The following is a 12,898-nucleotide window of genomic DNA, read 5'->3' on the forward strand; positions in this document are numbered from 1 at the left end:
ATCTTGATGCATCCTTAGCGCAGCGTACGCCGCAGGCCCTTGGGAAAGTGGTTTTTCAAAACACCGTTACTGCCCTTGACCCAGCCCAGCGACAGTCCATCCACTTTCAGAAGGGTCCATCCCGTCTGGGTGCCGGGGATGGTGTTCCCGGACAAGTAGGCGGCAATTTCCGGAGCGTCTACCGGATAGTCCACCTGAGAGGCGGATTCTTTCAGCCACAGGGCCAGGGCGTGGGCGGGCTCGAAGCGATTTTTCAGCAGTTGGCCCAGCTCCAGACCAGCACGCAGCACCTTGAGTCCCTTCAGGGCGGGCATATCTTCCGGGACCATCCACAGATTCTTCCCAAAGGAGATGAGCTTCCCCTGGGGCAGCGTGACTCCAGCGGCGTCGCAGAACTCCCGCAATTCCTTGGGTGTGGCAATGGCAGGCTCCAAAGGCTGGTCCTGACCCGCTGCATCTTCCTGACGCTCCAACACCGCTGCAAAGTGTCCCTCACCGTGGAGCTTATGGGGCCAGAGGCGGAAGGTATGCTCTAAGCCGCAGGGCGGGGCGTCCACCCAGTCCGCGCGGCCCGGTGCAAACCAAGGGGCGTCCACGGAGACCAGGGAAAAGTCAGGGTGGGTCTGGAGAAAGGCGGCAATGACCCCCTCGTTCTCTTCAGGGGCAAAGGTACAGGTGGAGTACACCATGCGGCCACCGGTCCGGAGCATTTGGGCGGCGGAGTGGAGAATCTCGCCCTGGCGGTGGGCACACATCTGTACCGTCTCCACACTCCAGTCGGTGGAGGCCGCCTCTTCCTTGCGGAACATGCCCTCGCCGGAACAGGGAGCATCCACCAGAATCCGGTCAAAATACTCCACGAACCGCTCCGACAGCTTGCGGGGATGCTCGTTGAGCACCAGGGCATTGGCCACTGCCATGCGCTCCAGATTGCGGCTGAGAATCACCGCCCGCTTGGGTTCGATCTCGTTGGACACCAACAGCCCCTGGCCGTCCAACAGGGCAGCTAGCTGGGAGGACTTCCCGCCAGGGGCAGCGCACAGGTCCAGCACCCGCATGCCTGGCTGCACATCCAGCAGCCCTGCCGGGGCCATGGCACTGGCCTCCTGGAGATAGTACAGCCCCGCCTCATGGTAGGGAGACAGGCCGGGCCGGGTATCGGGGTCATAGTAATAGCCGCTGTCTGCCCAAGGCACCGGGGAGAGGCCAAACTGGGGCAGAGGGGGCGGGGTGTGGGTTTTCAGTTTGTTCAGGCGCAGCGCCACCCACCGGGGATGTTCGGCCGCCGCCAGAAACTCCGCCAGCTCTTCCGGGCCCAGCTGGGCCTCCAGCCGTTTGAGAAATCCTTTTGGAAACATGAGTTGTCCTCCGTCTTATATGGTGAGATTAGGGCAGTTGGTTGGTATCTAAGAAGTAGCGCAGCACGTCCTCTACTCGGTGGCAGGTGGTGGGGAACTGCTCCAGAAGCCCCTGCTCTGCGGCAGCCATGAGGTAAGGATGGCCCACCACAGAGAGCATGGCCGCATCGTTCCAGTTGTCGCCAAAGGCCAGCACGTCCTTGGGGTCAATGTCCATGGAGCGGCACAGGCCCAGCACGCCCACGCCTTTGTCCGCCAGGGTGAAGTCCAGCCAGTCCTCTCCGGCCACAGCCATGTGGAAGACGGTGGACCAGGCAGGGCCCAGGGACTCTGCGGCGGGCTTGGTGCCCAGAGGACAGTAGGCGGAAACCTTCAAAATCTCCTCCGGGATCTCTTCCACGTCCTCTACAATTTTCAACTGGAAACCCTTGAAATCCCGCATATGCACCACGTAGTCCTGGGTGCACTGGCACAGGTAGGCATATTTGGGACCGGTGATCAGCAGCTGGCTGTCAGGCAAGTTTAAAATCTCCCGGGCCAGAGCCAGAGCGGAGGAGCGCTCCATGGGCGTAGAACCCAAGATGGGGGCGGTGTCCTCGGTGCCTGGCCCGTAAATCACGCCGCCGTTTTCGCACACATAGGACAGTTCATCGGCAATGTGGGGAAAGAGGGAGCGGATGGAGTGGTACTGCCGACCGGAGGTAGGGCAGAAGGGAATGCCCCGCTCTTTGAGCTGCTCAATGAGAGAAAAGATTTCTCCGGACAGCTTGGTCTCCCCGTAGGGCAGCAGGGTGCCGTCGATATCGCTGACAACCAGTTTGATCATTGCTTGTCTCTCCTTTATATCAAAACCTATGAAATCTCGGTGATTATACCATAGCTCATTTCGTTTCACAAGAGAAACCCCTCCACGGTGCAAACCCGTGGAGGGGAAAAGATTTATCCAACCGCCTGACGTTTTTCGTGGATGAGCCGAGCCCAGTACACAATGGGAGTGTCCAAAAGAGAGGTGAAGATAAAGATGACGTAGCTAGAGAGGACAATGGACACCAGAGTGGGCAGGTCATACCTGCCGTAAAAGGCAAATAGAGTGTACAAAATGGCGTTGAGCAACTGGGAGATCAGGGTAGAGCCGTTGTTTCGCACCCACAAAAAGGCCCGCCGATCTCCGCTGCGGCGCTGGGTGAACTCCCACCACTTGTGGTACAGCCACACATCAAACACCTGGACAATGGCGTACACGGCCAGAGAGGCCAGCATAAGCCGGGGGGTATTGGAGAAAATGGCCTGCATATACGGAGTAGCCCAGTCGTTCACCGAGGGCACATACATCAGCCAGGACTGGGAGACCAGCACAAAGAGAACATTGGCGGCAATGCCAATCCATACCGCCTGTTGGGCCTGCTTTTTTCCTGCAATCTCGCTGAGAATATCCGTGACCAAAAAGGTCGTGGCAAAAAGGATATTGCCCAGGGTCATCTCCATGCCGAAAGCCTGGACCAGAATCAGCACCTCGATGTTGGCGGCGATGGTGGCAAAGACGGTAAAGGACATGAGGCCACTGGTGCCAAACAGGAAAAACCACAGCAGCACAGAGCCGTACAGGACCAAAAGGGTGACAATCAATAGCAGTTCATTTCTCATAATTTCTCTCCTACACCAAAGTCTGTATTCTCCAACAGAATATCCACCCGGGGGTTGTCCTTGTACAGAGGGTAGACCTCCCGCACAAAGGCTGCCCGAACCTCCAAATCAGGAAGAATTGGGGTGGTGTTTGGAACCATCACGTTGATACAAACCCGGTGAAAGTGAGCAAGGCCTGTCTCCACGTCCCGCTTCATGCCCTCCACACTCTGGCCCGACAGGCCAAAGAGGAGACAGCACTCATCGAAGGGGGCGGCAATGGCGGCAGGGTCCGTCTCGTCAATGCCCTTGTCCAAGATGCGCTCCCGGTAGTCGGCATCAAAGGTCTCAACTCCAATTTTCACGTGGAGGGTCACACCAAGCTGGGCAAAGTGCTCCCGCAAAGCCGGAATGGTCTTGCGAAACAGCCAGTGGCTCTCCACATGCAGGTCCCGGATGCCTCGCTCCACACACACCTTGTCCACCTCCGCCAGGGTAGAGGGGTGGAGCTCGGCAAAGGAGCCGGAGTTGATGACCTCCAGGCGGCCATAGCGCCCCGTGACATGGGACAGCGCCTCCCGGTTGAGAATCAGGTTGGCCTCCTCGTCCTGGGAGGCATCCAGATGGTAATCGCAAAACCGACACCGCTTCCAGGCGCATCCCCGGCCCCGCAGCAAAACAATTTCCCGCGGGTTTTTATCTTCGATGACAGAATAGCGACTGAGTTCCACCTTGAATCCCTCCATGGACAAAAAATAAGGTGCACCCTCCGGTTTCGGAGCGTACACCATCCTCGTTGTTTGCGCACAAAAGCGCACCACAGCCCAAGGCTGTGGCTTTCCCGTAGTTTTGTTTAGAGACAGGATGGTTCCGAACTGTCTGTTATGGAATTGCGGATTTTATTATAACGGATTTTCCCCGCCTGTCAAGAGAAAAACGGCTTACCCCGGACGGGGCAAGCCGTTTTTGGTACAAGTGAGCCTGTAAGCCGGGTTCTGTCCTTTAAGACAGCCATCTATCTAGGCACAGCGTTGCCGCTGCACTCCAGCCACCTCCTCAACGCAGCCGGGCCGGCTTTGTGTGCGTTTCCACGGTGTTGCTCCGGATAGAGTTTACAGCGATGAGCAGTTCCCAGTCATCGGGCGGGCGCTTATCTCCGCCTTTCCACCCTTACCTTGCAAAAGCAAGGCGGTATATCTCTGTTGCACTTTTCCTGAAGTCGCCTTCGGCGGGCGTTACCCGTTATCCTTGCCCTACGGAGCCCGGACTTTCCTCATGGACGGCCTTTCGACCTGCCCACGCGGCTGTCCAGCTTACTTGCTCTATGATTGTACTTCAACTTTGCATGATTGTCAAATGGGAGTTTATGCGTTATAATAATCTGATGTCATTTTACTCCTATGAGGAAAGGGAGGCAACGGTCCATGCAATCAATTCTATGGGATTATTTGAATTCACTCAAGGGTAAAAAAATTGCCGTCATCGGCATGGGGGTGTCCAACGCCCCACTGGTAAAGAAAATGTTACAGGCCGGACTGACGGTCCGTGTGTGTGATAAACGAGAGAGAGATGATTTTGACGGTCTGTCTGAGCTGGAGTCCAAGGGCTTGAAGGTGAGCCTGGGCCCCAACTATCTGGACGGCCTGGAGGGGGCAGATGTGATTTTCCGCACCCCTGGTGTGCGGCCGGACCTGCCCCAGATCGCCAACGCCGTGGCGGCAGGCGCACAGTTGACCTCCGAGATGGAGACATTTTTGGACCTGTGTCCATGCAGTGTCATTGCCGTCACCGGCTCGGACGGAAAGACCACCACTACCACCATCATTGCCGGACTGCTGAAAGCAGCAGGCTATCGCACCTTTGTGGGAGGCAACATCGGGCATCCGCTGCTGTGCGAGGTGGACGAAATTCGTCCCGACGACATGGTGGTGTTGGAACTGTCCTCCTTCCAACTGATGACCATGCGCCAGAGTCCCAACGTGGCGGTTATCACCAACCTGTCTCCCAACCATCTGGATGTCCACAAGGACATGGAGGAGTACATTGCCGCCAAGCGCAATATCTTCGCCTATCAGGATACCGGGGACAAGCTGGTGCTCAATGCAGACAATGAGATCACCGCTGGATTTGCCTCTCAGGCCCGGGGCGAAGTCACCCTGTTTAGCCGCAAAAAGAACCTGGAGCGGGGCGTCTGTGTCCGGGACGGGATGATCTGCTACCACACTCGCCCCATCCTGGCGGCCGACGACATTCTCATTCCCGGAGTCCACAACCTGGAAAATTACATGGCCGCCATTGCGGCTGTGGACGGTCTGGTGTCCGATGAGACCATTCGAGAGTACGCCAAGTCCTTTGGCGGCGTGGCCCACCGCATTGAGCTGGTACGCCAGCTGGACGGTGTACGCTATTACAACGACTCCATCGCCTCCAGCCCCACCCGTACCATTGCCGGCCTGCGCTCCTTCTCGGAGAAGGTGATTCTCATTGCCGGTGGCTACGATAAGCACATTCCCTACGATGTGCTGGGCCCGGAGATCGTCAAATCTGTGAAGTGCCTCATTCTCACCGGTGCCACCTCGGATAAAATCCAACAGGCTACCCAGCAGGCTCCAGACTACACCCCTGGCAATCCCGAAATCCGGCGCTGCGAGAATCTGGAACAGGCCGTCCATACCGCCCACGACGTGGCACAGCCTGGAGACGTGGTGATTTTGTCTCCCGCCAGCGCTTCCTTTGACTGCTTCCGCAACTTTGAGGAGCGGGGCAACAAGTTCAAGCAGTACGTCAATGCCCTGGAGGGAGTGACCGCCCATTGAATACCCTGGAATGTCTCAAAACCCTGTGTCAGACCGGAGGCCCCTCCGGTTATGAGGCACCCGTGGCAGACCTGGCCGCCCATCTTCTCACCCCCTGGATGGATGAGGTGTGGACGGACCGGCTGGGCAACGTCATCGGCCTGCGCCGCTGCGGCAGACCCAACGCCAAAAAGCTGCTGCTGGATGCCCATCTGGACCAGATCGGCCTAATGGTCACTGGAGCAGAAGGCGGGTACCTGCGCTTTGCCTCCATCGGCGGGGTAGACCCCCGGATGCTCCCCGACCGGGAGGTAACCATCCTTACCCAGCCGCCCAGACTGGGCGTGATTGCATGTCTGCCTCCCCATGTACTGTCGGCGGAGGACCGGGAGAAGGCCCCAGCCCTAGGGGAATACTATGTGGACACCGGCCTCTCTCAGGAGACGGTGGAGCGGGAGATTCCCGTGGGCACCCCAATGGTGTTCCGGGAGAGCTTTTTAGAGCTGGCCGGTGGAAAGATTTGCTCCGGCGCTTTGGACGACCGGGCCTGTTTCGCCGCTCTGCTGCGTACCGTGGAATTGCTCAACCTAGAGCAACTGGACGTGGATTTGTACATCATGGGCAGCACCCGGGAAGAAACCGGGGGTACTGGTGCCATGGTAGGCACCTGTACCATCGACCCTGACTTCTGCGTGGCGGTGGATGTCACCCATGGCGCCACTCCGGACAGCGCCAAAGGTCGGGCCTATGACCTGGGCGGCGGCCCCGCCGTGGGCATTGGCCCCAATATGACCCGGTGGATGACCCGCCGCATGCTGGACAAAGCCCAAGAGCTGGACATTCCGGTCCAGAAGGAAGTCATGGGCGGAGACACCGGGACCAATGCCTGGGGGATGCAGATTTGTAATGAGGGCATTGCCACTGCGGTGCTCTCTCTGCCCCTGCGCTATATGCATACCCCCGTGGAGGTGGTGGACCTTGCCGACCTGGAGCAGACCGCTCAGCTGTTGGCAGCCTTCACCCGAAAGCTGGGAGAGGAGGGAGCACAAGCATCATGGATTTGTTGAAACAGCTGTGTGCCCTCCCCGGTGTGTCCTCCTTCGAGGATGCCGTACGAGATTACATCAAAGAACAGGCCGCCCCCTATGTGGACACCATGAATGTGGACGCTATGGGCAATCTGATTTGCTTCAAAAAGGGCGCAAAGGCCACTGGAACTAAGCTGATGCTCTGTGCTCACATGGACGAGGTAGGGCTTATGGTCCGCTCCATCACCGAGGACGGGTATCTGAAATTCGTCTGTGTGGGGGGGATGGACCGCCGGGTGCTGCTGGGCAAGCAGGTGCTGGTGGGAGACCGCCAGGTCCCCGGCGTCATTGGCCTGAAAGCCATCCATATGACCACCGCCGAGGAGCGCAAGAAGGTCCCCAAACTGGAGGACTACTACATCGACATCGGAGCTTCCAGCCGGGAAGAGGCGGAGGCACTGGTGGAGGTGGGGGACCCCTGTGTCTTCCGCAGCGACTGTGTGGAGTTTGGAGACGGCTGCCTCAAGGCCAAGGCTTTAGACGACCGTGTTGGCTGCGCAGTTCTTCTGGAGCTGCTGCGTCGGGACCTTCCCATGGATTGCACCTTCGTCTTCACCGTCCAGGAGGAAGTGGGGACCCGGGGTGCCTTTGGAGCGGCCTTCTCTGTGACTCCAGACATCGCCCTGGTGCTGGAAGGCACCACCGCAGCGGACGCCCCCAGCCAGGACCCGGAGGCTCAAATCTGCCACTTGGGGCAAGGCCCGGTGCTGTCTTGGATGGACAAAGGCACCATCTATGACCGGAACCTGTTTGAGCGCCTGCGTACTGTGGCCCAGGAGCATAACATTCCCTGGCAGCTGAAACACTACGTGGCGGGCAGCACCGACGCCAAAGCCATTCAACGCACCAAGTCCGGTGTGCGAGTAGCCGGTATCTCTGCCCCCGTGCGATATCTTCACGCCCCTGCCAGTGTAGTGAACATAAACGATGTGGAGCAGGTGCTGGAACTGGCCTGGCTGTTTTTACAGTCTGTTGCCGGGGATTGCTGACAGGAGGAACCCAACATGGAATGGATCAATACACTCAATACCCTGTGCCACGCCTTTGGCCCATCTGGGGCCGAGGGGGGAGTGGCACAGATCATAGAAGAGATGGCCCGCCCCTATGTGGATGAGATCACCCGGGACACCATGGGCAATCTCATTTGCCGCAAAAAGGGAAGTGGCCCCCGGCTCATGTTTTCCGCCCACATGGACAGCATTGGCCTGGTGGTGACCCACATCGACGACAAGGGCTTTTTGCGAGTGGGAGCCATCGGCGGCGTTCACGCCGACGCTGTGGTCAACACCCCGGTGCGCTTTCAAAACGGCACCTGCGGCGTCATCGCTGCCCAGGTGGGTTCCACGCCCGGAAAGCGCACCATGGCTGACCTGTACCTGGACATTGGAGCCACCTCCCGAGAGGAGGCGGAACAACAGGTGCAGATTGGCGATGTGGCGGTGTACAACACCCCGGTTTTTCCAGCGGGTGCTCTGGTAGCCGGACCCTATATGGACAACCGCATCTCCTGCCTGGTGCTGTTACAGGCCATGGAGCGGCTGCATGACTGCCCCAACGACGTGTACTTCGTCTTCTCCACCCAGGAGGAGGTGGGCCTGCGAGGAGCCAAAACCGCCGCATGGTCCATTGACCCAGACTATGGCATCGCCGTGGACGTCACCAGTGAGGACGGCATTCCCGGTGCCAAGCACACCGCCAGCAGTTTGGCGGGGCAAGGAGCCGCGGTGAAGGTGATGGATCGCTCGGTAATCTGCCACCCCGAAATGGTAAACCTTCTGATGGAGCTGGCCCAGAAACAGGGCATTCCCGCCCAGCGAGATGTTATCCAGGCGGGAGGCACCGACGCCGGAGCCATCCATCAGACCCGCAGCGGCGTGTGCACCGGGGGCATTTCCATCCCCTGTCGCTACACCCACACCCCCTGTGAGATGGTGTGTGCCGCCGATGTGGAGGCCTGCGTGGCACTGGTGGCCGCACTGGCCCAAACTAAGTTAGAGAAAGAGTGTTAAGGAATATGTCTTTACAGTTTTCTGAGGAGTTGCGCACCCTGGCCCGCCGGGCAGAGGAGACGCTGAAAGAGCAGTTTGCCCGCATTGACGCAGTGGCTGAGGCCAACACCCTGCGGGTGCTGGACGCCTTCCGCCGGTATCGAGTGGCGGAGAGCTATTTTGCCGGAACCACTGGTTATGGCTATGACGACCTGGGCCGGGACAAGCTGGACGAGATCTATGCCCACCTGTTTGGCACGGAGGACGCCCTGGTGCGCATCGGGTTTGTCAACGGCACCCACGCCATTTCTGCGGCCCTGTTTGGCTGCCTGCGTCCCGGAGACGTGCTGGTCTCCGCCGTTGGCGCTCCCTACGACACTCTGCTGGGTGTCATCGGTGTCACCGATAAAGGCACCGGGTCCCTAAAGGACTTCGGCGTGGAATACCGCCAGGTGGACCTCACCCCGGAGAATACGCCCGACTTGGAGGGACTGGCTCAGGCCGTGTCTGCCCCCAAGGTAAAAGCGGTACTCATCCAGCGCTCCAAGGGCTACTCCACCCGGGCCTCTCTGTCTGTGGACGAGATTGGCCACATGTGCGAGATCATCCGCCAGCACAACCCCAATGTTGCCATTTTGGTGGACAACTGCTACGGGGAGTTTGTGGAGGAGAAGGAACCCACCCATGTGGGCGCTGACCTGGTAGTGGGCTCCCTCATCAAGAACCCCGGCGGCGGTCTGGCCCCCACCGGAGCTTATCTGGCCGGACGCCACGACCTCGTCGAAGGGGCCGCTATGCGTCTGACCTGCCCCGGTATCGGCAAGGAATGCGGCTCCACCTTGGGCAACAACCGTCTGCTGTATCAGGGCCTGTTCATGGCCCCCCACACCGTGGCCCAGGCGTTAAAAACCGCTGTGTTCGGAGCCGCTCTCATGGAGCAGATGGGGTATGAGACTGAGCCCCACTCTCTGGCACCCCGCCACGACATCATTCAGATGATTCACCTGGGCAACGGAGAAGGGGTCAAAGCTTTCTGTCGGGGGATTCAGTCTGGCGCCCCTGTGGACTCCTACGTCACCCCGGAGCCCTGGGACATGCCCGGATACGACTGTCAGGTCATCATGGCAGCTGGTGCCTTCATCCAGGGTGCCTCCATTGAGCTGTCGGCAGACGCCCCCATGCGGGAGCCCTATACGGTATATCTCCAGGGCGGCCTGACCTACGAGTCGGGCAAGGCCGGTCTGATGCTGGCCGCTCAAGAGTTGCTGGGTCACTGAATGGGTCAGGCCCCCGGGGGCATACAATGTCCCCGGGGGTGATTGTCGTGTCGGTACCGCTGCGCCGCCGTTGGAGGCGGTGGAAACAGCAGCCTCTATGTTTCATTCTGCTGCCCATCCTCATTGCCATGCTTCTCATCGCTGTGGTCTTCTTCCAATTTTCCCGGAGTATGCGCCCAGTAGTGGAGACGGTGGCGGTAAGCCAGGCCACCAATCTCATCTCGGTGCTGGTGGCGGATGTGGTGGACCAGTGCATGGAGGAGCAGAACTTAGGCTACAATGATCTGATGAACCTGCAACCTTCCGACGGCGACGGCCTGACCACCGTCACTGGGCGCACAGCCACCATTAACCAGCTACGTAATCAGATTACCCAAGCTCTGGTGGAGCAGCTGGAGGACCTGGACTCCGGGCAGCTTGGAGTCCCCCTGGGCAACCTTACCGGATGGATGATTTTCTCCGGACTGGGCCCCAAGCTTCGGGTCTCCATCGACTCGGTGGGGGACGTCATGACCCAAGTCCACAACCAATTTGACAGTGCCGGGATCAATCAGACCCATCACCAGGTGCTCATGGATATCTCCGTCACAGTCCACCTATTTATCCCTGGGGAGATCACCTCTGTCACCGTGGATACCACGGTGTGTCTGGCTGAGACGGTTCTCATTGGCACCGTACCAAACACCTATATACAAAATGGATAACTCATCACAAAGGAGATCAACGGATATGGATTCCTTGCAGCAAATTGAGCAGCTCCGCCGGGAGCTCAACCACCACAACTATCTGTACTATGTCTTGGACCAGCCCACCATCTCCGATTTTGAATACGACCGCATGTTGCGTCAGCTGGAGGAGTTGGAGCAGGCCCATCCAGAGTGGATTACCCCGGATTCTCCTACCCAGCGAGTGGGTGGGAAGCCCCTGGACAGTTTTACCCAAGTGGTTCATCGGGTGCCCCTCCAGTCCCTGCAAGACGTCTTTTCCCCCGAGGAGCTGATGGAGTTCCACCAGCGAGTCTCGCAGGGAGGGACCACTGAATACCTTTTGGAGCCCAAGGTGGACGGCCTGTCCGTGGCCCTGGAGTATGAGAACGGCGTCTTTGTCCGGGGGGCCACCCGGGGAGACGGCATGGTGGGGGAGGACGTCACCGAAAACTTGCGCACCATTCGCTCCATCCCCATGGTGCTGGAGGGCGCCCCCGAGACCCTCATCGTCCGGGGTGAGGTCTATATGCCCCGGAAAACCTTTGAGCGCCTCAACCAGGAACGGGAACTGCGGGGCGAGCCTCTCTTTGCCAATCCCCGCAACGCCGCTGCCGGGTCCATGCGTCAGTTGGACCCGAAAGTGGCCGCATCCCGGGGATTGGATATTCTAATTTTCAACATTCAATATGTAAATGGAATCTCCTTTACATCTGATAGCGACAGTTTGGACTATCTGCGCGGCCTGCGCTTCAAAGTCATTGACTATGTGAAGTCCACGGACATGGCAGAGATTCAGAAGGAGATTCAGAAGCTGGGCGATCAGCGCGAGAAATACCCCTTTGACATTGACGGGGCTGTTGTAAAGGTGAACAACTTGTCGGTCCGCGAGACTCTAGGGGAGACGGCAAAATTCCCCCGCTGGGCTGCCGCCTTCAAATACCCTCCGGAACAGAAGGAGAGCGTGGTGCGGGACATTGTGGTGCAGGTAGGCCGCACTGGAGTGCTCACCCCCAAGGCGGTGGTGGACCCGGTTCGTCTGGCTGGCACCACGGTGACCAACGCCACCCTTCACAACCAGGACTTTATCACCGAAAAGGATATCCGCATTGGGGACACCGTAGTGGTACAGAAGGCGGGGGAGATCATCCCGGAAATCGTGTCTGTGGTCATCGCCAAACGTCCAGAGGGCACCGTACCTTATGAGCTGCCCCACCAGTGCCCCGTGTGCGGTGCTCCGGTGGCGCGGGACGAGGATGGGGCCCACGTACGGTGCACCGGGGCCGAGTGTCCTGCCCAGTTGCTGCGCAACCTGACCCACTTCGCCAGTCGAGATGCCATGGACATTGAGGGCTTAGGGCCTGCAGTGGTGGAAGGACTGGTCCAGGCCGGACTGGTGCACACCCCCGCAGACCTGTACCAACTCCAGCAGGAGCAGGTGGCCGCTCTGGACCGGATGGGCCAGAAGTCAGCGGAGAACCTGCTGTCCGCCATTGAGCGCTCCAAATCCAACGATCTCTCCAAGCTGCTCTTCGCCTTTGGCATTCGCCAGGTGGGACAGAAGGCCGCCAAAGTGTTGGCCGCCAAGTTCGGCTCTCTGGAAGCTCTGGCCCAGGCTGGCGTAGAAGAGCTCACCGCCATTGACGACATCGGTCCCATCACCGCCGAGTATCTCACGGCGTGGTTTGCCTCTCCCCAGAGCCAGCACCTGATGCACAGTCTGGCCCAGGCAGGGGTGAACACTTTGAGTACTGCCGCCCCCGTGGGAGATCGTCTGGCAGGACTCACCTTTGTGCTCACCGGCGAGCTGTCCCACTGCTCCCGCAAGGAGGCAGGGGGAATGCTGGAGACCCTGGGAGCCAAGGTATCCGGCTCTGTGTCCAAAAAGACCAGCTGTGTCATTGCTGGAGAGGCTGCGGGCTCCAAGCTGCGCAAGGCCAATGAACTGGGCATTCCCGTCCTGGATGAGGCCCAATTCCTCCAGCTCGTCAGCGATGACCCCCAGCAGTACCAGCCCATTCTCACCGACCTCACCACCCAGAAATAGAATCGAGGTAATCCTTTC

At 59.1% G+C, this 12,898-nt stretch carries 11 protein-coding genes and 1 other RNA gene; 7 read left to right on the forward strand and 5 right to left on the reverse strand.

Annotation, left to right across the window (positions count from 1 at the left end):
* Positions 1-14: 14 nt before the first annotated feature.
* The 5 genes from E0L15_RS00095 to rnpB form a co-directional block, all read right to left on the reverse strand.
* Positions 15-1,358 (reverse strand): RsmF rRNA methyltransferase first C-terminal domain-containing protein, encoded by a 1,344-nt coding sequence (locus E0L15_RS00095; protein ID WP_168124106.1) that lies wholly within the window; start codon positions 1,356-1,358, stop codon positions 15-17.
* Between the two features lie 28 nt (positions 1,359-1,386).
* Positions 1,387-2,184 (reverse strand): HAD family hydrolase, encoded by a 798-nt coding sequence (locus E0L15_RS00100; protein WP_168124107.1) that lies wholly within the window; start codon positions 2,182-2,184, stop codon positions 1,387-1,389.
* 113 nt (positions 2,185-2,297) lie between these two features.
* Positions 2,298-3,002: a queuosine precursor transporter gene (locus E0L15_RS00105; protein WP_168124108.1), complete on the reverse strand. Its 705-nt coding sequence runs from the start codon at positions 3,000-3,002 to the stop codon at positions 2,298-2,300.
* Positions 2,999-3,712, reverse strand: coding sequence for a radical SAM protein (locus tag E0L15_RS00110; protein ID WP_347565954.1), 714 nt, complete (start codon positions 3,710-3,712; stop codon positions 2,999-3,001). Before E0L15_RS00110 ends, E0L15_RS00105 begins: the two co-directional genes overlap by 4 nt.
* 237 nt (positions 3,713-3,949) lie before the next feature.
* An RNA gene (gene rnpB / locus E0L15_RS00115) (RNase P RNA component class A) lies at positions 3,950-4,301 on the reverse strand.
* Between the two features lie 104 nt (positions 4,302-4,405).
* Here rnpB and murD point away from each other — a divergent pair.
* Genes murD through ligA form a run of 7 tightly spaced genes read left to right on the forward strand, consistent with a single transcriptional unit; the run spans position 4,406 to position 12,880 of the window.
* Positions 4,406-5,797, forward strand: coding sequence for a UDP-N-acetylmuramoyl-L-alanine--D-glutamate ligase (murD, locus tag E0L15_RS00120; RefSeq protein ID WP_087230128.1), 1,392 nt, complete (start codon positions 4,406-4,408; stop codon positions 5,795-5,797).
* The gene (locus E0L15_RS00125) at positions 5,794-6,843 is read left to right on the forward strand and encodes a M20/M25/M40 family metallo-hydrolase (RefSeq protein WP_243155323.1); all 1,050 of its coding nucleotides are present in this window, start codon (positions 5,794-5,796) and stop codon (positions 6,841-6,843) included. The genes murD and E0L15_RS00125 overlap by 4 nt, the downstream gene beginning before the upstream one ends.
* Positions 6,831-7,853, forward strand: a complete 1,023-nt coding sequence (locus E0L15_RS00130; RefSeq protein ID WP_206020495.1) for a M42 family metallopeptidase — start codon at positions 6,831-6,833, stop codon at positions 7,851-7,853. The genes E0L15_RS00125 and E0L15_RS00130 overlap by 13 nt, the downstream gene beginning before the upstream one ends.
* 15 nt (positions 7,854-7,868) lie before the next feature.
* Positions 7,869-8,873, forward strand: a complete 1,005-nt coding sequence (locus E0L15_RS00135) for a M42 family metallopeptidase (RefSeq protein WP_168124109.1) — start codon at positions 7,869-7,871, stop codon at positions 8,871-8,873.
* Positions 8,874-8,878: 5 nt separating this feature from the next.
* Complete coding sequence (locus E0L15_RS00140; protein WP_168124110.1) at positions 8,879-10,129, forward strand: methionine gamma-lyase family protein; 1,251 nt, start codon at positions 8,879-8,881, stop codon at positions 10,127-10,129.
* Positions 10,130-10,176: 47 nt separating this feature from the next.
* Positions 10,177-10,833, forward strand: coding sequence for a sporulation protein YunB (gene yunB, locus E0L15_RS00145; protein WP_158096559.1), 657 nt, complete (start codon positions 10,177-10,179; stop codon positions 10,831-10,833).
* 25 nt (positions 10,834-10,858) lie between these two features.
* Positions 10,859-12,880 (forward strand): NAD-dependent DNA ligase LigA, encoded by a 2,022-nt coding sequence (gene ligA / locus E0L15_RS00150; RefSeq protein ID WP_168124111.1) that lies wholly within the window; start codon positions 10,859-10,861, stop codon positions 12,878-12,880.
* Positions 12,881-12,898: the final 18 nt, after the last annotated feature.

The sequence above is a fragment of the Pseudoflavonifractor sp. SW1122 genome (assembly GCF_012027765.1).
Lineage (GTDB): Bacteria > Bacillota > Clostridia > Oscillospirales > Oscillospiraceae > Enterenecus > Enterenecus faecium.

Coding starts and splice junctions, on each gene's coding strand:
- ligA (WP_168124111.1), top strand. CDS start 10,859: ATGGATTCCTTGCAGCAAATTGAGCAGCTCCGCCGGGAGCTCAACCAC.
- murD (WP_087230128.1), top strand. CDS start 4,406: ATGCAATCAATTCTATGGGATTATTTGAATTCACTCAAGGGTAAAAAA.
- E0L15_RS00100 (WP_168124107.1), bottom strand. CDS start 2,184: ATGATCAAACTGGTTGTCAGCGATATCGACGGCACCCTGCTGCCCTAC.
- E0L15_RS00140 (WP_168124110.1), top strand. CDS start 8,879: ATGTCTTTACAGTTTTCTGAGGAGTTGCGCACCCTGGCCCGCCGGGCA.
- E0L15_RS00135 (WP_168124109.1), top strand. CDS start 7,869: ATGGAATGGATCAATACACTCAATACCCTGTGCCACGCCTTTGGCCCA.
- E0L15_RS00105 (WP_168124108.1), bottom strand. CDS start 3,002: ATGAGAAATGAACTGCTATTGATTGTCACCCTTTTGGTCCTGTACGGC.
- E0L15_RS00130 (WP_206020495.1), top strand. CDS start 6,831: ATGGATTTGTTGAAACAGCTGTGTGCCCTCCCCGGTGTGTCCTCCTTC.
- E0L15_RS00095 (WP_168124106.1), bottom strand. CDS start 1,358: ATGTTTCCAAAAGGATTTCTCAAACGGCTGGAGGCCCAGCTGGGCCCG.